Here is a 17,715-nt window from a genome sequence, read left to right on the forward strand (position 1 = left end):
CCAGGCGCAGGACGCCCGCCGCCGCGACGATGATGGCGTCGTACTCGTCCGTGAGCGCCTTGCGCAGGCGGGTGTCCACGTTGCCGCGCAGAGGCCGCACTACTACGTCAGGCCTGGCGGCCAGCGCCTGCGCGGCGCGCCGCACACTGCTCGTGCCAATCCTGGCGCCGAGCGGCAGGCGCTCAAAAGGCAGGCCGTGGCGGGAGACCAGGGCGTCGCGCGGGTCGTCCCGCACGGGGTACGCGGCGACGGCGAGGCCGGGCGTCGGCTCCGTGGGCAGGTCCTTCAGGCTGTGGACAGCCATGTCTATCTTGTCGCCAAGGAGCGCCGCCTCGATTTCCTTCACGAACACGCCCCTGCCCAGGCTTTCGAGGGAGGCGGTCCGCCGAATGTCGCCCCTGGTCGTAATGCCGACCACATCCCACCGGACGCCGGGATGTCGCGCGGAGAGCAGGTCAATGACGGCCTGCGTCTGACGCATCGCGAGGGGGCTGGTGCGTGTCCCGACGCGGACGGTGCGAGCGCGAGTCACGACAGTCTCAGGGAACGGGAGGCTCGTCCAGCTTGAAGAGCGCGCGGGCGGTCCGCGCGTAGCCGTCCTGCTGCCCCTGCTCCTTGAGCGTGGCGATGGGGTCGTGCAGCAGCTTGCTCACGATGGCCCGCGTCATGGCCTCCACCTGGGCCTGCTCCTGGGGGCCGAGCGCGGGCAGGCGCTTCAGCGTCCGCTGAAGCTCGCGCTCGCGGATGGCGTCGGCCTTCGCCTGGATGGCGGAGATGACGGGGACAAGCTCCTGGGAGCGCCACCAGCGGAGGAACCGGTCCGTTTCCTGCTCCACGATGGTCTCCACCTTCTGGATTTCGTCCTCCCGCCCGCGGAGGTTGGCCTCGGCCACCGTGCGGAGGTCGTCTATGTTGTACAGATGCACGCCCGGAAGCGAGCCGGCGCGGGGGTCAATGTCACGCGGCATGGCGATGTCCACGAGAAGCAGCGGGCGTTCCGCCCGCCGGGCCATGGCCTCGGCCACCGCCTCCTCCGTGAGCACGTAGCCGTGCGCGCCCGTGGAACTGATGACGATGTCCGCCTCAATGAGCGCCTGGGGCACGCTTTCCCAGGACACCGCCTGGCCGTCCAGCTCCTGGGCCAGCTCCACCGCCTTCTCCGGCGTGCGGTTGGCGACGATGAGCCGGGCCGCGCCCAGGTCGCGCAGCGTTCGGGCCGTTATCTTTCCCGCGCCGCCCGCGGACAGGACCAGCACGACGCGTGAGTCAAGGCTGCCCCAGATGCGCCGCGCCATTTCCACCGCTGCAAAGCTCACCGACGTCGCGTTCCTGCCGATGGCGGTCTCCTCCCGCGCGCGGCGTCCCACGCGGAGGGCATGGTGAAACAGGCGCGAGATGGGCTGGGACACCATGTGGGCGTCGCCGGAGACCTCCAGCGCGCGACGGACCTGCCCCAGCACCTGCGCCTCGCCCACGATCAGCGAGTCAACTCCCGCCGCCACGCGGGACAGGTGCATCACGGTCTCCTCGTCCTCGTAGGAGTAGAGGTAGTGCGCGAACTCCGCGGCGGGCAGCCGGTGGTGCTCGGCCAGGTATTTGACCAGTGTCCGCGAGGTATTCTCGGAGCTGTCGCCGACGGCATAGACCTCGGTGCGGTTGCAGGTGGAGAGGATGGCGCCCGCGCGGACGTAGCGGCCCAGGAACGCCAGGGCGTCCTTGAGGCTCTCCCCGGGGACGGCGAGTCGCTCCCGGACGTCCACCGGAGCGCTCTTGTGGCTAATCCCGACAACGACCAGTTTCACGGCGTATCTCCAATCGGGCCGGGCCGCGCGGAGGTCACCAGACGCCTCCGTTCCCCTTCCCGAAGCAAGTCTTGCAGCAAGTGGTCTCTGGCCTCGTCCAGCCTCTTCTGGCGCACAAGCTCCAGAAGACTGTCGTTGAGGCACTCCCGCCATCGCTCCGGCGACGCCCGCCTGCCCCGCGCACGAAGCGCCTTGCGCGCGTCAGCCACCACGTGGGCCAGGCTGGCGTACTCAGGCCCCACGACGCGCTCCAGCTTCTCCCGTATATGACGCGCCAGGGCGGGGCCAACGCCGCCCGTGGATATGGCCAGCGTAATCTCGCCGCGACGCACGATGGACGGCGCAATGAACGAGCACAGGGGGGAAACGTCAACCACGTTCACGAAGATACCGCGCTCCTCCGCCTCACGCTGGACGGCCTGGTTGACCACGGTGTCGTCCGTGGCGGCGATCGCCAGCCATGCCCCCGCCAGGTCGCCCGCCTGGTAGGCGCGGCGCCGGAGTTCCAGCGATAGCTCAACAGCAAGGCGTTGGAGCGTGGGCGTCACGGCAGGGCTGATGAGCGTGAGCCGCGCGCCGCACTCCCTGAGGGCGAGCACTTTTCGCTCCGCGATGTCGCCTCCGCCGATGACGACGCACCGGCGGTCCTGCAGGTTCAGAAAGACGGGGTAGTAGCTTGGCATGTCTGGCCCGCGACCTCTCCCACGCTACATGAAGTACTTGACGCGAGTCTTCTTCCACTCGCGCACGCTGAACAGCATGGCGTAGTCCGTGATGCCGGTCTTCTGGCTGATATGCAAGGCTATCTCCTCGCAGCGCTGCCTGGTCACGGCGTGGACCATGGTGAAGTGCGAGTAGAGCCAGTCCGGGTACGTGGGACGCTGGTAGCAGTGGCTGACCTGGGGGAAGGAGGCCATGATCTTGCCGATCTCCTCGCCCTTCTCCTTCGGCACCTTCCAGACCACCATCACGTTGGCCTTGAATCCGGCGCGCCGATGGTGCAGCACCGCGCTGAAGCGCCGCATAATCTTCCGGTCTATGAGCTCCCGCGCCTTCGCCAGCAGTTGGGCCTCGGTGACGCCCAGGCGCTCGGCCATGCCCTTGAAGGGCCGGTGCTCCGCGGGAAGGTCGCCCTGCAGCTCGCGTATGCAGGCGATGTCGAAGTCGGTCAGAGGAAGGGGGGACTGCCAGCCCTCGACGGCGCTGGGGCTGTAGTCGAAAGCGGATGTCTCCTCCGCCATCATGTCGAAGTTGACGCCCACCTTGAAGAAATGGATGGTGGGCAGGATGCGGTAGGCCTCGGCGCCCGACTTGCGGGCCAGTTCCTCCACTGCCTGCTCGATTGTCTCGGCGGGCGGCACGGCGAGGGTGAACCAGAGGTTGTACTCATGCGTCCGCTCGTAGTTGTGGCTGACGCCCGGGTGCGCGTTGATGACGCGGGCGCCTTCCGGCAGCCGCTCCGGGCGGAAGCGCATGGCCACCAGGGAGCTTTTGTAGCCCAGGCGACGGGTGTCGAAGATGGCGCTCATCTGCCGGAGCACATGCTTGCTCCGCAGGTCAGTGAGGCGCTTGAGCACCTCTTCTTCGGAGGCGCCCGCCTGCTCGGCGATTGCCATGTAGGGGGTCTCTATCAGGGGGATGGACGTCTGGACGACGTTCAGGATCTTCCGGTCAAGCAGGTCTATGTCCGCAGCGGTATCCGTAGTCACGCACGCACCTCGTAGCTGACTGTTACTTGTTGACTGGCTGGAGTTGGGGGCGCAGGACTTTCTCGTAGGACTCCGCCACGGCGAGGAGCACTATGTCCGCCAGGCCGTAGATGTCGCGCCATGCCTCCGCCACCTCATCCGGCGAGTGGTGGTTCCCCGTGGCCTGCAGGGTAGCGTCGGTCAGGGAGCGGCGGAAAAAGAGGAAGGCCTCCATGACCTCTTTGAGGGAGAGGCCACGCCGGGCCAACTCCGTACCGTACTCCTGGCCGATGAACCGGGCCTCCTCCTGCAATTGGGGGCGCCGCTTCTTCTGCGCCATGTACTCCGTCGCGATGCCCAGGAGTTGGCGGCCAAGCAGGCGCATCCGCAGACGTCCCTCCTCATCGAAGGCGCCGTGCCAGCGGCCCGGCTCCTGCCGCAGCCGTCGGCGGAGCCGTCGCAGCGCCACATCCTCCCCGTCTGGCGCGCCGGCGCCCGCATGGGGCGCGGACGTCCTATCGACCAGGCCGGTCACGTCGTCGTGGGAGAAGCGCCGGTGGCCGCCGACCGTGCGGAAGACGCGGACACGCCCGGCGTCGGCCCAGTGGCGCAGCGTGGCGGGATTGACGTTCAGGATATGGCAGGCCTGGCCCAGCGTGAGCCAGCGGCTTTCTTTGGTGGGGACCTTTTTCTCTAGCATGAAATCTGTAGAAATCTGCTAAATACTTATTTTCCGTTTCCTAGTCCACGTAGAATAGCATACGTTTGTGTGACAGTCAACACAATGAGGTGTAAATGTCACCGAAGGAGCGCGCCGTATTGCCGCGGGCTGATGGCCGTGATAGAGTGAGCGTGTTATGTGGGCTGGCATGTTCAACCTGGAGGAGGACAAGCGGCGGCTCGTCCAGAGCCTGCGCCGCGAGGTCACCGACGAGCGTGTGCTTCGGGCGATGGAGCGTGTGCCGCGGGAGCTTTTCGTTCCCGCGCTCAGCAGGCACCTGACCTACGAGGACATCCCCCTGCCCATTGGCGAGGGGCAGACCATCTCGCAGCCGCTCATCGTCGCGCTGATGAGCCAGGCCCTCCTGCTGAAAGGCCCGGAGCGCGTGCTGGAGATCGGTACGGGCAGCGGGTATCAGACCGCCATTCTGGCCGAGCTTGTCCGGGAAGTGGTGTCCGTCGAGCGGCACGCGTCTCTGGCGGACGAGGCCCGTCGGCGGCTGGGCCAGTGCAGCTACACGAACGTGCAGGTGCTCCAGGCGCTGCCCGACAAGCTGGGCTGGCCCGAAGGCTCCCCCTACGACGCCATCCTCGTGACGGCGGGCGCTCCCCACATCCCGCTGGACCTGCTGCACCAGTTGGGAACGGGCGGACGGCTGGTCATCCCCGTCGGCTCGCGCTACGAGCAGACCCTCACTCGCGTCATCAAGAGCGACCACGGCCTGACCGTCCACAATCTGGGCGGGTGCCGCTTCGTGCCGCTGGTGGGGCCGGGCGCGTGGCCTGAGCACCAGTACGAGGGCGAAGAGGCGTAGGGGTGGAAATTGTATCTGGGGAACACCCCCAGCCCCCCCCGTTCCTTCGACTTCGCTCAGGACAGGCCTGTCGAAGGGTGAACCGCTCATGGTGAGCCCGTCGAACCATGAGCGGCTTTTCAAACCGTGCGTTTTCGCAACTAAATACTAGGATGAGACGGCCCGCGCCTCGCCGCGCAGCTTGTCTATAAGACGAGACGCCTCGGACCTGGACAGCTCCTCAGGCGCCCTGCCGAACAACCCCTTGCTGCGCTCCCTGGCCTGGGCTTCGCCCAGGTTCAGCGTTGTCCGCGCGATGGTGTAGATGGCCTTGACCTGCGCCGCCGTCGCGGGAGGCTCCACCTTCGCGGCGGGCCTCTCGGCGGGTCGTGCGACGGGCGCGTCCACCACGCTTCCGCCCGACTCGAACTCCTCGCAGAACTGGGTCCCGTATCCCAGCGCGGCCAGGGCGCGGCCCAGCGCCTTCGTCTCCGCCTTCTCCACGTAGTCGCCGAAGTCCTCTTTCGTCTCCATGCCCCAGCCCGTGGCCTCGCCGCCGCCGGGGATGACGACCCGCGCCTTGAACAGGGCCATGGTCCCCTCCTGGCGAGCCAGCTCCGTTTGCACAATGGCCTCCGGATGCTCGGTGCGGAGCCACAGGAGGCGCCACTTCACCTCCAGGTAGTCGCGCCCGTTGAGGCGCGTCAGGTGCCTGCTGGGGTCAAACGGTCGGTCAGCCATCGCACACTCCTCCTCGCTTTGAAACTAGGACAGATGTTCCAATAATGCCCATTGTAGCATGGGCGGCAGGCAGCGGCAACCGGAAGGGCGGATGATGCGCCAAGCCGACGGGAGACGGCGGCGACCGGAGCATGCGCGTGTGCGGGCCGACTTGTCCGCGCGCCGTACAGGTCTTCAGTTACCCAGGACGACAGATGACAACCTGCTGCACTCTGGACTCGTTGTAGTTGCGTTCTCTGTAAGTGACCGTGGCGGTCACCCGCTCGGTATCGTTGCTGTAATAGGTGCTCCACCAGACGATTTGACTGCTCCAGGAAGCCGACGAAGGGTCATTGGGGCCACGGCCAAAACCGCCGTAGTCCGACTTAGGCCACGATGATGTGAAGCTGGAACTCCTGATGACTCGAACGTACTGAGTAGATAGCCCTACTCCGAAATTTGCGTACACTGGCCCCGAGACGGTGCCCGAAGCCGTCACCGTGAACCGCCAACGGGCCCCTCCAGATTGGTACGTTTCCTCAAGCGCGCCAGTGCAGGTTAGGGACTGGATGGTAGCGCCTAGCGGCACCGCCACAGGCGTTGGTGTGGGCGTGGGTGTCGGCGTTGGCGTCGGCGTGGGCGTGCCGGTGACGGTGAGCGACACGTCGCGGCAGACGAAGTCCGCCTTCAGGTCCACGGCGCAGACGGTGAAGCGGTAGGTCTTGCCCGCCGTCGCCGCGTGTGGCGTGCCGGTGAGCTGCCCGTCCTTCCCGAGCGCCATCCCGAACGGCGGGAAGCCGCCCATCGCGCCGTACTGGAAGTGGTAGGGCGGGCTGCCGCCGGACGGGTTTCTAGCAGCGGAACCCGGCGGCGGGCATGGCATGGTGAATTTAACAGTCGGCGGATCGCAGAACGAGAAGGGCTGGCCGTTCGGAAGATACTGCTTGCCAGCGTCCGCCGGGGTCAGCACGAGCGGCGCGGTGAACTGGAACTTGGGTGTGCCGGTGGTGAGGGTCATGGCCGGGCCGGGCGGCGCGACCTGGTCAATGAGGGCGAGATGCCACTCAGCGAGCTGCGCGAGAGTCTCCAGAGCCTCGGCATCCGTCGGGTGGGGCACCGACAACACGATAGTTGTCTTCACCATAATCCCGACGTTGCGCGTTCCGGTGTACAGGAACAGGTACACGAAATCCTTGTCCGCAACGCGGCAGGCCGCTGCAAAATCGCCGACGGAACGCACCGGAATCTCTGAGCCAATCGTATTGGCGTCAAAGCGAATATCAGCGCATGTCTGGCCCTGGTCCGATGACTTGGCGCTCTTGTCAGGGGAGAGCACGGCAATAACGAGCTGATGGCCGCCGTACCCGCCGCTCTTGATGCTGGTCTCCACGTTAAAGTTACGCACGAACGCCGACCCGCCCTCGCCTTGGAGAGTCTCGTCTCGTGTGCTCGTTGCGAGGTAGCCCGGCAGCGGGAACTGATTGAACGTCATGACGAGGTCCTTCGGATTCGCCGTGACGGGCTTTGGCGTGGGTATGGGGGTCGGTGTGGGCGTAGGTGTCCGCGTGGGTGTCAACGTCGGCGCAGGCGTCCGCGTGGACGTGGGCGTAGCGGTTGGCGCTGGCGCAGGCGTCCGCGTGGGCGTGGGAGCAGGCGTCGGCGTAATCGTCGGCTTGGGCGCAGGTGCAGGCGTAGGCGTTGCCGTCGCGTTAGGAGCAAGGTTTGGGACAAGTCGCGCGAGCCGGTCTCTTTCAAGGCGAGGCACATTTGCCTCTTGTTGCGATGCGGGCTGCACGGTGCACTCGAGGTTGGCTTGCGCCAGCACCATGAAAGTCGAAGAGCCTGGTTCGAATTTTCTTACCAGCACATCTACATGGAGCGAAGAAATTTTCGCCTCCGCCACTCTTTCCCAGATGCCCACCCATTTCGTCGCGTCAACATCCTTCTCTCCGCGCAGCAGGGGTCTGCCGGGCGGCGACCCGGTGACATTCAAAGTGGGGAGCCATGAAGTCGCCACGACGTTATCAAATGCAAAGTCGTCTCCACCACCGTTGAATGCGAAATAGATGTTGACTCCCTGCCCCGCGGGCGCGGAGGCAGTCCCTCCCGCCGCAACCCTGATGCGCGTGGAGCCATCGCTTTCGTAGATCAGCACGCAAGCAGCGTCCGAAGGCTTGATCGCGGCTTCATGTGGGGTGGGATGCAAGATGATAACTGGAGCTTTATCAGGTGTGGTAGCTTGAAGGGCGGCTGCCGCTTGTGGGGCATTCGCCGCCGGAGATGGGGACGTCGCGGGCGTCACGGCGGGCTGCGTGCAGGCGGCGAGGAGCGCCACAGCGCTGAGGATAAGACCGACGCTCCGCACCATGATACTCATAATGGGCGCATCCTTTCCCTTCTGCATTGAGAGAAAGACCCAAGGTCCCGGCACGCGAGCGAAGCTCCGAAGTGGCCTCATTGTACACCATGCCGTCAACACGTCTCAACAACGGTGACAGAACACGTAGGGCAATCGCGTCTTAGTGCGAGCGTTCATTCCCGTCCGTCCCGTGCGTCTTTGAAGAAATGCTTAAAGAAGCCCGCCGGTTCACCACCGTCATTCCGGCGAAAAGCTTGCCCCGTACCTGATACGGGGCCGGAATCCAGCGTTCCCCGATACTTCTCTGGATACCGGCTTCCGCCGGTATGACATGGCATAGGGAACGTATTTCCGAAGAAGGACGCCCCCTTTGCGGTTTGCCATGTCCATGAGTAGGAAGGAATTAGACGCGATTGCTTTGAGAGAACACGCAGTTTCTTTACGCCCTCCATGCCCTTTGCTATACTGAGCGCTGTGCCTGGCCTCATGGACCCTTCCACGGAAGGGCGTAAAGAAGTATGGACTACGAAATCGTCATCGGGCTGGAAGTCCACGCCCAGCTTCTCACCAGGAGCAAGATGTTCTGTGGGTGCAGCGCCGCCTACCAGACCGCGCTGCCGAACAGCCACGTCTGCCCCGTCTGCCTGGCGTTGCCCGGCGTCCTGCCCGTGGTCAACCGCCAGGCCGTCGAGTACACCATCATGACGGGCCTCGCCCTCAATTGCACTATCCCGGACCACAGCAAGTTCGACAGGAAGAACTACCCCTACCCTGACCTGATGAAGGGCTACCAGATATCCCAGTTCGACATGCCCCTCTGCAAGGGCGGCCACCTGGAGGTTGACGTGGAGGGCGAGCGCAAGCGGGTGCGCATCAACCGCGTGCACCTGGAGGAGGATACCGCCAAGCTGTTCCACCGCGTCGGCGACGACGGCGTCCGCTGCAGCCTGGTTGACGTCAACCGCTCCGGCGTGCCGCTCATGGAGATCGTCAGCGAGCCGGACATGCGCTCGGCGGAGGAGGCCCGGCAGTACCTGATGAAGCTCCGCAACATCCTCCAGTACCTGGGCGTGTCCTCGGGCAACATGGAGGAGGGGAGCTTCCGCTGCGACGCCAACGTCAGCCTCCGGCCCAGGGGCGCCCAGGAGCTGGGGTCCAAGGTGGAAGTCAAGAACATGAACAGTTTCCGCTCCGTGTACCGGGCGCTTCAGTTCGAGGCGGAGCGCCAGCGGAAGGCGCTGGATGCGGGCGTGCGCATTGTCCAAGAAACGCGCGGCTGGGTGGAGGAGAGGGGCGTGACGGTCTCGCAGCGCTCCAAGGAACAGGCCCATGACTACCGCTATTTTCCCGAGCCTGACCTTACGCCCCTGGCGATGAGCCGGGGGTGGGTTGAGGGCGTCAAGGCGAAGCTGCCGGAGCTGCCGGACGCCCGCCGCGACCGTTTTGCGGCTGAGTACGGCCTGCCCGTCTACGACGCATCTCAGCTATCCGGCAGCAAAGCAATGGCGAACTACTTCGAGGCGGCGGTGGCCGAGTGGTCGCGTCTGCGCGAGAAGAAGCCGGCGGAGGCGCGCGCGGCTCTCGCCAAGCCCATCGCCAACTGGATGCTGGGTGAGTTCACCCGCCTCCTGAACGCCGCCAACATGGAAGTCGGACAGGCCAGGCTTACGCCCGCGCTGCTGGTCGAGCTTGTGGACATGGTGGACAAGGGGACTATCAACCAGACCGGGGCCAAAGCCGTGCTGGAGGAGGCGTTTCAGACCGGCAAGAGTCCAGCCGGCCTGGTGCGGGAGAAAGGCCTGACCCAGATTGGGGACACAAGCGAGCTTGCCTCCGTCTGCGAGCAGGTGATTGCGGCCAGCCCGCAGGCCGTCGCGGATTACGCGGCGGGCAAGGAGCAGGCGCTGAAGTTTCTTGTGGGACAGATGATGAAGGCGACCAAAGGCAGGGCGAACCCGAATGTGGCCGCCGCCCTTCTGAAAGAGAAGCTGGACGCCCGGAAGGCATAGGATGACGACGCCACCGCTCGCGCGGCCACAATGGAAGTCGCCCGCGGACCTGCTCAGATCTCGATGAAGCTTGTCAGGTTTCTTTACCCCGGTTTGCACATCAAGCGCTATCTGGCGCTGAGCGTCCTTGGCATGCTCGCGATAGGCGCGGGGCTGGCGTACCTCTTCATCTATGTCTATGTCCTCAGCGGGAACGTGCCCCATGTGCTCCCCAACCGGGCTATGGAAGTCGCCCTGTTCCTTATCACGGGCGTGGGACTGGTGGCGGCGGGCCTCTGGGGGATCATCCGGGCGCTGACGCCGCTGTGGAATCCCTCTGTCCGCGGGGGGAACTTCGCCGACATCATCCTGCGGCACCAGCATCGAGGAAGCGGCCCCCGGATTGTGGCCATCGGAGGCGGGACGGGTCTCTCCACCTTGCTCCGCGGCCTCAAAGAGCATACCTCCAACATCACCGCCGTGGTGACCGTGTCGGACGACGGCGGCAGCTCAGGGCGTCTGCGCCGGGACATGGGCGTCCTCCCGCCCGGCGATTTTCGCAACTGCCTGGTCGCGCTGGCGGACGCGGAGCCGCTGGTGACCAAGCTGTTCCAGTACCGGTTCAGCAAAGGCTCCGACCTGGAGGGTCACAGCTTCGGCAACCTGTTCATCGTCGCCATGTCCGGCGTGACGGGCAGCTTTGAAGAGGCCATCTACGAGTCCAGCCGCGTCCTGGCCATACGGGGGCGCGTGCTGCCCTCCACCATCGCCAACGTCACGCTGTACGCGCAGATGGAGAGCGGCTCCATGGTCTATGGCGAGTCCAGCATTACCGGCTCCGGCCAGTGCGTGCGGCGGGTTTTCATTGAGCCCGCCAAGGTGGAGGCCTATCCGGAGGCGGCGCAGGCCATCGCCGAGGCGCAGATGATTATCATCGGCCCTGGCAGCCTGTACACCAGCATCCTGCCGAACCTGCTCGTCGAGGGCATCCGTCAGGCGGTGGCGGGCTCCCGCGCGCCCAAGGTCTACGTCTGCAACGTGTCCACGCAGCCGGGCGAGACCGACGGCTACTCCGTGGCCGACCACGTGGAGGCCCTGCGGCAGCACGGGGCAGGGCTCTTCGACCGCATCATCGTGAACTCCAACGTGGCCGAGCTCCCGCGCGAGTGGGGGAACAAGGTCCTGCGTCCGCCCTCGGGTCCTCTGGATGGCATCCAGGTCATTGCGGCGGACGTGGTGAACCCTCAGTATCGCCTGCGGCACGACCCCGGGAAGCTGGCGGACGTGCTGATGACCCTGTACAATACTGAGAAGGGTAAGAGCCGGGCGCCCAAGTACTCTACGGTGGAGCCGACCGCGGCTCCAGGAGCTTAGAAAATGGGACCCTATCTGAACATCGCGGAAATCCTTATCTCCGTTATTCTCATCTTGGTGCTTGTCTTGCAATTGAAGGGCAGCGGCGCGGGCTTTGTCTCTGGCTCAGTCTCGCCTTTCCAGACTCGCCGGGGACTGGAGAAGACGCTGTTCCAGATCACCATCGTCCTCGCCGTCCTCTTCATCGTCATATCCGCGCTGAGCGTCCGTCTGGCGCGCCTCTAGAGTAGCGCGGCCCCTTTCTGAATCGCCGCACGCCGCTGCGCGAGGGCACGGTGCGTGTCATCACCCTCCTGACCGACTTCGGCACGCGTGACGCCTACGTGGGCGCCATGAAGGGCGCTATCCTCAACGTCAGCCCCTCGGTGGCTATCGTAGACATCTGCCACGACGTCCCTCCGCGGGATATCCTGGCGGGTGCTTTCCTGCTCGGCGGCGCCTATGCGTCCTTCCCGCCGGAGACCGTTCACGTGGCGGTCGTTGACCCCGGCGTGGGCACGCGGCGACGGGCCGTCCTGCTGGTCACGCCCTCGGCGTTCTTCCTGGCGCCGGACAACGGCCTGCTCAGCTTCGTCCTGGGCGACATCAGGGGCCGCCCGCTCCGGACCCGGGCCGCCTTCGGATCGCCTCGACGTGTCATCGTCCCGCGCGGCTGCGCGGCCTACGCCCTGACCGAGCCGCGCTACTGGCGACATCCGGTCAGCAGCACCTTCCACGGGCGGGACATCTTCGCTCCCGTGGCCGGCCACCTGTCGCAAGGGATGCAGCCGGACGCCTTCGGCCATCCCGTCTCGACTCTGGCCTGTCTGTCGTTCCCTCCGCTGGGGAGACAGCCGGACGGCGCAATTCAGGGGCACGTCCTGTACGTTGACCGGTTCGGCAACCTGGTGACCGACCTCCGGCCGTCGGACCTGCCGGGCAGGGACGTCACCGTGGACGTGGCGGGCAGGCGCATCCGAGGGGTCAGGCGGACGTATGCGGAGGCGACGGGCCTGGTGGCGATAGCGGGAAGCGCGGGCTACCTGGAGGTGGCGCTGCGGGACGGCGACGCCGCGCGAACACTGGGCGCTCACGTCGGCGACCTCGTGACCGTGCGGAGGGCGTGAGCCAGGGCCTCTTCGACCGCCGCGCGGGGGGAGAGCGGCAACGCCCGCTTTTCCGTCGCGGGCGGGTCCGCTACACCTGTAGCAGAGAGGCCCCATAGGGATTCGTCTGGTTGTGGCCGCCCGTGGACCAGTCCTCCAAGGGCGGCGGCCTTGCCAGAGTAAGTCGGGCGAGGGCCTTACTAAACGCGGGCGCGCGTCGGGCGGGCCGCTGCGTCGGGCCCGATGGGGGTCACAACCACCTGGTCACGAGCATCCGCTTCGTCAGCCGCCCTGTCGTTCGCGCCCATGGAGCGGAAGCGGGACCGGCCTGACACCTTCTCGCGGATGGCCGCGGTCAGCAGCAGCGCCATGCCCACAATCACCAGGGGGAAGACGACCTTGATGACCACGGGGACCGTTGCGTTGTTGAAGAAGTCGGATAATGCGAAATAGATTGAATAAACCACCAGCACCGTGATTCCCACTGTTGACAGCACGACCCCGATGAACTTCATGAGATGCCCTCCTTTTGGCACTTTTCCCGCACCGCGGACCGAGCCCGGGAGAGGCGCCCGCGAACCGGCAACGAGCCGCTCGGCGCGTCCCCGCTTGCGCGCTATTATGCAGTTTTAAAACCGTTTTGGCAAGTGGGTCTTAGACCAATTTTAGAGAAAGTTGCTCGGACAGAAGGGCGCGGAGGCCGGACGCCAAGCGCGGCCCGCCGGGAGAGAGGCGGACGAAGGAGAGCCCCCCCCGCTCTCGAGCGTGAGCGCTGGTGTCCCGTTTCTGACATACGCTTACGATTTGTCCTTGCGAGGACTCCGGCTTGCCGGAGGACGAAGCAATCTGGAGGAAGGGTGCGCCCCGCAGCCAGATTGCCACGGCCCTCCTTCGGCGGGCCTCGCAAGGACAGCGACGGCGAATTTCGGGAACACCACACGAGAAGTCATTTCAAAATGCCTTGCTCACCCTGAGCTTGTCGAAGGGTGAGCGGTGGTTTTTCCGTTCATGGTGAGCTTGTCGAACCATGAAGCCGATTTTCGGAATAGCTTCTACGTCTGCGGCGACTCAATGGGGAGGTCGTCCCGGTTGCCCCACTCCTGCCAGGAGCCGTCATACATGCGGACGTGGGGATAGCCCAGCAGCTTGAGCGTGAAGAAAGCGTGCGCCGCACGCACTCCGGCCTGTCAGTACGTGACGATCTTTTTATCCGGCGTGACGCCGTGCTCCTGAAGCATGCGCCGTATATCCGCGGCGGGCTTCATGGTGGGTACATTGGTGTCCCTGAGGGTGGTGAGCCACTCCAGGTGCGTGGCGCTCGGTATGCGCCCGCCGTGGCGCGCGCGGACCGTGCTCCCGTCCCACTCGCCGTCGCTGCGTACGTCCCAGATGAGCGAGCCCTGCTTGCCGATAGCGTCCGCGACGGCGTGCGCGTCGGCGAAGATGCTCGCGTCGCGCCGGGGCGTGAAGGTGGCGCGAGTGACCCGCGGCGCGTCCAGCGAAATGGGCCGCCCTTCGGCCATCCACTTCTGCCAGCCGCCGTTAAGCACTTTGGCGCGTGTATGGCCGTAGTACGCCAGCGTCCACCATACGCGCACTCCGTGCCGCATGAGGCCCTCGCCGTCGTACACGATGACGAGCGTGTCCTTCCCGACGCCCGCCTGCGCCATCAGCTCCGTGAACTGCTCCGGGGTCGCCACGCGCCAGGGATTGCCGGGGTCCTTGGTGCTTTCCCACGGGACGTTGACGGCGCCGGGGATATGGGCGCGCTGGTAGGCCGCGGAAGGCTCTGCGTCAATGATGCGGACATGAGGGTCTTGCGCGTGCGCGGCGAGCCAGTCGGTCTCCACGAGCAACTCGGGATGGGCGTACCCGTAACTTGACATATCCGTTCTCTTTCAGCGTGACCTGCCAGGGTGCAACTTAGCGTCCATTATACGGCACATGTCTGCTGATGCGCCGTATAATGTGCTGGACACATGACGCACACGACGAACGCCCCGGCTCCCCGGCCGGACGGAGCGCTGCCGGACGTGGTCTCGCCGATGCTGGCGGTGCCCGTCGCCGAGCCGTTCGATTCCCCCGACCACATCTTCGAACCCGCGTGGGACGGAATGCGCGCCCTCGCGTTCATCGAAGGAGGCAGGCTGCGCCTCCAGGGCCGCAATTTGGCGGCGCCGACGGGCGAGTGGCCCGAGATGGAGGCGCTTCCCAAACTCGTGAGCGGCGACGGCGTGGTGCTGGACGGCGAGATCGTGGCGCTGGACGCGCTGGGCAGGTCGAGCTTCACCCGCCTTCAGGACCGCCTGCGCCGCCAGACGCGCGAGGGCCCGGAGCGGGCCGCCCGGCGCATTCCCGCAACGTACATGGCGTTCGACATCCTGTACTGGGCGCACAGGTCGCTGCTCACCGAGCCGCTGATGCGGCGCAGGGACGTGCTGCAGCAGGTCGCGCGGACGGAGGGGCCTCTGCGCGTGGCGGAGTTCGTCGAGTCCGCGGGCGTCAGCTTCTTCCAGGTGGTGGAGCAGCTTGGGCTGGAGGGGATGGTCGCCAAGCACAAGGATGGTATCTATCTGCCGGGCAGGCGCAGCCCGTACTGGCTGAGGGTCAGGGTCGCGCGGAGCGGGATATTCGTCATCGGCGGGTACACGTTCGGCGGAGGGAACCGTCGCCAGCCGTTCCTGTCGCTGCTGCTCGGCCTGTACGACGGCGACCGCCTGGTGTACGCGGGCAGCGTCAGCGGCGGCTTCTCGGACGCGGCCCGAAAGGAGACGTATGAGAGGCTCGTGCCCCTGCACACGGACGTCTGCCCTTTCGCCAGTCCGCCCGTCTCGATTCACCAGTTCATCTACTGGTGCGGGCCGGAGCTGGTCTGCCAGGTCAAGTACGGCGAGATGGCCCCGGACAAGCGCGTGCGCTTTCCCCTGTTCGTGGCGCTGCGCCCGGACATATCCCCTCACGACTGCGCGCCTGAGGATGTGACGGCGCCGCCGCTGGAGGGGTGACCCGTCCCCCCTGTGTCCCCCTTCCCACTGGGAAGGGGGAGAGAAGAAAAGGAAGTGTGGGAGGACACCTCCCACACCCTCCGGCAAGGGGCATGGCCCCTCTGCACGCCCCTGCGGAGAATGCAAAGCCTTCTGGCAGCGTCATAGACTGCTCCTCCGTGTGTTCCCGGGGTAGAGACCGTTGTAGCGTCGCGCTGTCGCTGGACGGGGTCTTCGCCTTGCCGCTCCGCCAGCCTTCACCTATAATCTGGATGTTACTGTACGAATTTCGAGACGGCGCCCTTCCGTGGAAGGGCCAAGGAGGCCCCTCGTGCTGAAGTCCCACGCCTGTGGTGAGCTGCGGAGCAGCCACATAGGCCAGTCGGTGAAGCTGGCAGGGTGGGTCCACCGCCGCCGCGACCACGGCGGCCTCATTTTTATTGACATCCGCGACAGGAGCGGCGTCGCGCAGGTCGTCTTCAATCCGGCCACGTCGCAGGACGCGCACAAGGTCGCCGACCAGTTCCGCAACGAGTGGTGCGTCCTTCTGGAGGGCGAGGTGGCGCGCAGGCCCGCGGGCACCGAGAACAAGCACCTGCCTACGGGCGAGATCGAGGTCATCGCGCGGCGGGCCGAGGTGCTGAACCCGTCCAAAGTCCCGCCCTTCTACATCAACGAGAACCAGGAGACCGACGAGTTCCTGCGCCTGAAGTACCGCTACCTGGACATCCGCCGCCCCGCCATGCGGGAGAAGCTGGTGCTGCGCCATCGCATCGTCAAGCACATGCGGGACTACCTGGACACGCAGGGCTTCATCGAGGTGGAGACGCCCATCCTCACCAAGAGCACGCCGGAGGGCGCGCGCGACTATCTGGTGCCCAGCCGGGTGCAGCCGGGCAAGTTCTACGCCCTGCCGCAGTCGCCGCAGCAGATGAAGCAGCTCCTGATGGTGGCGGGCATGGAGCGCTACTTCCAGATAGCCCGTTGCTTCCGCGACGAGGACCTGCGCGCCGACAGGCAGCCGGAGTTCACGCAGGTGGACATCGAGATGAGCTTCGTGGAGGTGGAGGACATTCTGCGCCTCATGGAAGCGATGTACACCTCCATGCTGGAGACTGTCACACCCGACTGGAAGCTGGTCAAGCCGTTCCCGCGCTATACCTACCAGGATGTCATGGACCGCTTCGGCAGCGACAAGCCCGACCTGCGCTTCGGCATGGAGCTGCGGGACGTGAGCGACATCATGGCCCAGACGACGTTCCAGGTCTTCCGAGGAGCCATCGAGGCGGGCGGCGTGGTGAAGGGCCTGGCTGCGCCGGGCTGCGCGGGCTACACGCGCAAGCAGGTGGACGAGCTGGTGGAGCTCGCGAAGGCGCGCGGCGCGAAGGGCATGGTCACCGCCGCCATCGCGCAGGAGGCCAGCCTTGACGGGCTGACGATGGAGCAGGTGCGCTCGCCGTCGTCGCGGTACGTGACGGTCGAGCAGTGGAAGGCTCTCGCCGCGCGGCTGGGCGCACGGCCCGGCGACATGATGATGTTCGTGGGCGGGCCAGCGCACATGGCGACCACCGTCCTGGGAGCGCTCCGGTCGGAGATGGGCAAGCGCCTGAAGCTGGCCGATCCCAACCTCATGTCATTCGCCTTCGTGGTGGACTTCCCGCTCCTGGAGTGGAACGAGGAGGAGAAGCGTTGGGACGCCGCGCATCACCCGTTCACCGCGCCCCTGGACTCGGACGTCGCTCTGCTGGAAAGCCAGCCGGGCAAGGTGCGCGCCAAGAGCTACGACCTCGTGTGCAACGGGTACGAGCTTGCCAGCGGCAGCATCCGCATCCACCGGCGCGAGCTGCAGCAGCGGGTCTTCCGCGCCCTCAGCTATACGGACGAGGAGACGCAGGCCAAGTTCGGGCATCTGCTTGAGGCCTTCGAGTACGGCGCGCCGCCGCACGGGGGCATCGCCGCGGGCATAGACCGGACGGTCATGCTGCTGGCGCGCGCCGAGACCATCCGCGACGTCATCGCCTTCCCCAAGACGCAGACGGCGTGGGACCCGTTGTTCGATGCGCCGTCCGTCGCGTCGGAGCGGCAGCTCCGCGAGCTGCACCTGCGCATCGTCGAGGACGAGAAGCCGCAGGGGGCCGCGTAGCCCGCAATTCACGGGGAACACGCGCCGCCTTCATCATCTCTTCACATATCGCCTCTAC

At 65.9% G+C, this 17,715-nt stretch carries 17 protein-coding genes; 7 read left to right on the plus strand and 10 right to left on the minus strand.

The features are described 5' to 3' along the window. From hemC to Q7T26_06755, 5 genes are all read right to left on the minus strand, one after another. Positions 1 to 532: hydroxymethylbilane synthase (gene hemC / locus Q7T26_06735; protein MDO8531847.1), on the minus strand; the 532-nt coding region annotated here is incomplete at its 3' end. A 7-nt stretch (positions 533 to 539) separates the two neighbouring features. After that, positions 540 to 1,802: a glutamyl-tRNA reductase gene (hemA, locus tag Q7T26_06740; protein MDO8531848.1), complete on the minus strand. Its 1,263-nt coding sequence runs from the start codon at positions 1,800 to 1,802 to the stop codon at positions 540 to 542. Then, positions 1,799 to 2,485 (minus strand): bifunctional precorrin-2 dehydrogenase/sirohydrochlorin ferrochelatase, encoded by a 687-nt coding sequence (locus Q7T26_06745; GenBank protein ID MDO8531849.1) that lies wholly within the window; start codon positions 2,483 to 2,485, stop codon positions 1,799 to 1,801. The genes hemA and Q7T26_06745 overlap by 4 nt, the downstream gene beginning before the upstream one ends. Positions 2,486 to 2,509: 24 nt before the next feature. Beyond that, on the minus strand, positions 2,510 to 3,511 hold the full coding sequence (locus tag Q7T26_06750) for an Lrp/AsnC family transcriptional regulator (GenBank protein ID MDO8531850.1): 1,002 nt from the start codon (positions 3,509 to 3,511) through the stop codon (positions 2,510 to 2,512). A 22-nt stretch (positions 3,512 to 3,533) separates the two neighbouring features. Continuing rightward, a complete protein-coding gene (locus tag Q7T26_06755) occupies positions 3,534 to 4,190 on the minus strand; it encodes a helix-turn-helix domain-containing protein (protein MDO8531851.1) in 657 nt (218 codons plus the stop codon). A gap of 169 nt (positions 4,191 to 4,359) precedes the next feature. Here Q7T26_06755 and Q7T26_06760 point away from each other — a divergent pair, with 169 nt between their 5' ends. Continuing rightward, the gene (locus Q7T26_06760; protein ID MDO8531852.1) at positions 4,360 to 5,025 is read left to right on the plus strand and encodes a protein-L-isoaspartate(D-aspartate) O-methyltransferase; all 666 of its coding nucleotides are present in this window, start codon (positions 4,360 to 4,362) and stop codon (positions 5,023 to 5,025) included. 147 nt (positions 5,026 to 5,172) lie between these two features. Here the strand turns inward: Q7T26_06760 and Q7T26_06765 are convergent, their stop codons facing one another. Both Q7T26_06765 and Q7T26_06770 read right to left on the minus strand, forming a co-directional pair. Continuing rightward, entirely contained in the window at positions 5,173 to 5,745 is a 573-nt protein-coding gene (locus Q7T26_06765) for a hypothetical protein (protein MDO8531853.1), read from the minus strand. Between the two features lie 178 nt (positions 5,746 to 5,923). Further along, positions 5,924 to 7,879: a hypothetical protein gene (locus Q7T26_06770; protein ID MDO8531854.1), complete on the minus strand. Its 1,956-nt coding sequence runs from the start codon at positions 7,877 to 7,879 to the stop codon at positions 5,924 to 5,926. A gap of 722 nt (positions 7,880 to 8,601) precedes the next feature. On the opposite strand from Q7T26_06770, the gene gatB reads away from it, so the two are divergent. From gatB to Q7T26_06790, 4 genes are all read left to right on the plus strand, one after another. Then, positions 8,602 to 10,092: an Asp-tRNA(Asn)/Glu-tRNA(Gln) amidotransferase subunit GatB gene (gatB, locus tag Q7T26_06775; GenBank protein ID MDO8531855.1), complete on the plus strand. Its 1,491-nt coding sequence runs from the start codon at positions 8,602 to 8,604 to the stop codon at positions 10,090 to 10,092. Positions 10,093 to 10,155: 63 nt separating this feature from the next. Continuing rightward, positions 10,156 to 11,445, plus strand: coding sequence for a YvcK family protein (locus tag Q7T26_06780; GenBank protein MDO8531856.1), 1,290 nt, complete (start codon positions 10,156 to 10,158; stop codon positions 11,443 to 11,445). A gap of 3 nt (positions 11,446 to 11,448) precedes the next feature. Next, complete coding sequence (gene secG / locus Q7T26_06785; GenBank protein ID MDO8531857.1) at positions 11,449 to 11,670, plus strand: preprotein translocase subunit SecG; 222 nt, start codon at positions 11,449 to 11,451, stop codon at positions 11,668 to 11,670. 50 nt (positions 11,671 to 11,720) lie between these two features. Continuing rightward, entirely contained in the window at positions 11,721 to 12,551 is an 831-nt protein-coding gene (locus Q7T26_06790) for an SAM-dependent chlorinase/fluorinase (GenBank protein ID MDO8531858.1), read from the plus strand. Between the two features lie 179 nt (positions 12,552 to 12,730). On the opposite strand, the gene Q7T26_06795 is transcribed toward Q7T26_06790, so the two are convergent. The 3 genes from Q7T26_06795 to Q7T26_06805 form a co-directional block, all read right to left on the minus strand. Beyond that, entirely contained in the window at positions 12,731 to 13,045 is a 315-nt protein-coding gene (locus Q7T26_06795) for a hypothetical protein (GenBank protein ID MDO8531859.1), read from the minus strand. 537 nt (positions 13,046 to 13,582) lie between these two features. Beyond that, positions 13,583 to 13,708 carry a hypothetical protein gene (locus Q7T26_06800; GenBank protein ID MDO8531860.1) on the minus strand — a complete coding sequence of 42 codons (126 nt, stop codon included), beginning with the start codon at positions 13,706 to 13,708 and terminating at the stop codon, positions 13,583 to 13,585. Between the two features lie 9 nt (positions 13,709 to 13,717). Next, on the minus strand, positions 13,718 to 14,416 hold the full coding sequence (locus Q7T26_06805) for a rhodanese-like domain-containing protein (GenBank protein MDO8531861.1): 699 nt from the start codon (positions 14,414 to 14,416) through the stop codon (positions 13,718 to 13,720). 93 nt (positions 14,417 to 14,509) lie between these two features. Here Q7T26_06805 and ligD point away from each other — a divergent pair, with 93 nt between their 5' ends. Both ligD and aspS read left to right on the plus strand, forming a co-directional pair. Next, positions 14,510 to 15,535 (plus strand): non-homologous end-joining DNA ligase, encoded by a 1,026-nt coding sequence (ligD, locus tag Q7T26_06810; protein ID MDO8531862.1) that lies wholly within the window; start codon positions 14,510 to 14,512, stop codon positions 15,533 to 15,535. Positions 15,536 to 15,845: 310 nt separating this feature from the next. Then, positions 15,846 to 17,657, plus strand: coding sequence for an aspartate--tRNA ligase (gene aspS, locus Q7T26_06815; protein MDO8531863.1), 1,812 nt, complete (start codon positions 15,846 to 15,848; stop codon positions 17,655 to 17,657). Positions 17,658 to 17,715 lie beyond the last annotated feature (58 nt).

The sequence above is a fragment of the Dehalococcoidia bacterium genome (assembly GCA_030648205.1).
Classification (GTDB): Bacteria; Chloroflexota; Dehalococcoidia; order JAUSIH01; family JAUSIH01; genus JAUSIH01.

Coding starts and splice junctions, on each gene's coding strand:
- Q7T26_06745 (MDO8531849.1), bottom strand. CDS start 2,485: ATGCCAAGCTACTACCCCGTCTTTCTGAACCTGCAGGACCGCCGGTGC.
- Q7T26_06755 (MDO8531851.1), bottom strand. CDS start 4,190: ATGCTAGAGAAAAAGGTCCCCACCAAAGAAAGCCGCTGGCTCACGCTG.
- Q7T26_06760 (MDO8531852.1), top strand. CDS start 4,360: ATGTTCAACCTGGAGGAGGACAAGCGGCGGCTCGTCCAGAGCCTGCGC.
- Q7T26_06765 (MDO8531853.1), bottom strand. CDS start 5,745: ATGGCTGACCGACCGTTTGACCCCAGCAGGCACCTGACGCGCCTCAAC.
- gatB (MDO8531855.1), top strand. CDS start 8,602: ATGGACTACGAAATCGTCATCGGGCTGGAAGTCCACGCCCAGCTTCTC.
- Q7T26_06780 (MDO8531856.1), top strand. CDS start 10,156: ATGAAGCTTGTCAGGTTTCTTTACCCCGGTTTGCACATCAAGCGCTAT.
- secG (MDO8531857.1), top strand. CDS start 11,449: ATGGGACCCTATCTGAACATCGCGGAAATCCTTATCTCCGTTATTCTC.
- Q7T26_06795 (MDO8531859.1), bottom strand. CDS start 13,045: ATGAAGTTCATCGGGGTCGTGCTGTCAACAGTGGGAATCACGGTGCTG.
- Q7T26_06805 (MDO8531861.1), bottom strand. CDS start 14,416: ATGTCAAGTTACGGGTACGCCCATCCCGAGTTGCTCGTGGAGACCGAC.
- ligD (MDO8531862.1), top strand. CDS start 14,510: ATGACGCACACGACGAACGCCCCGGCTCCCCGGCCGGACGGAGCGCTG.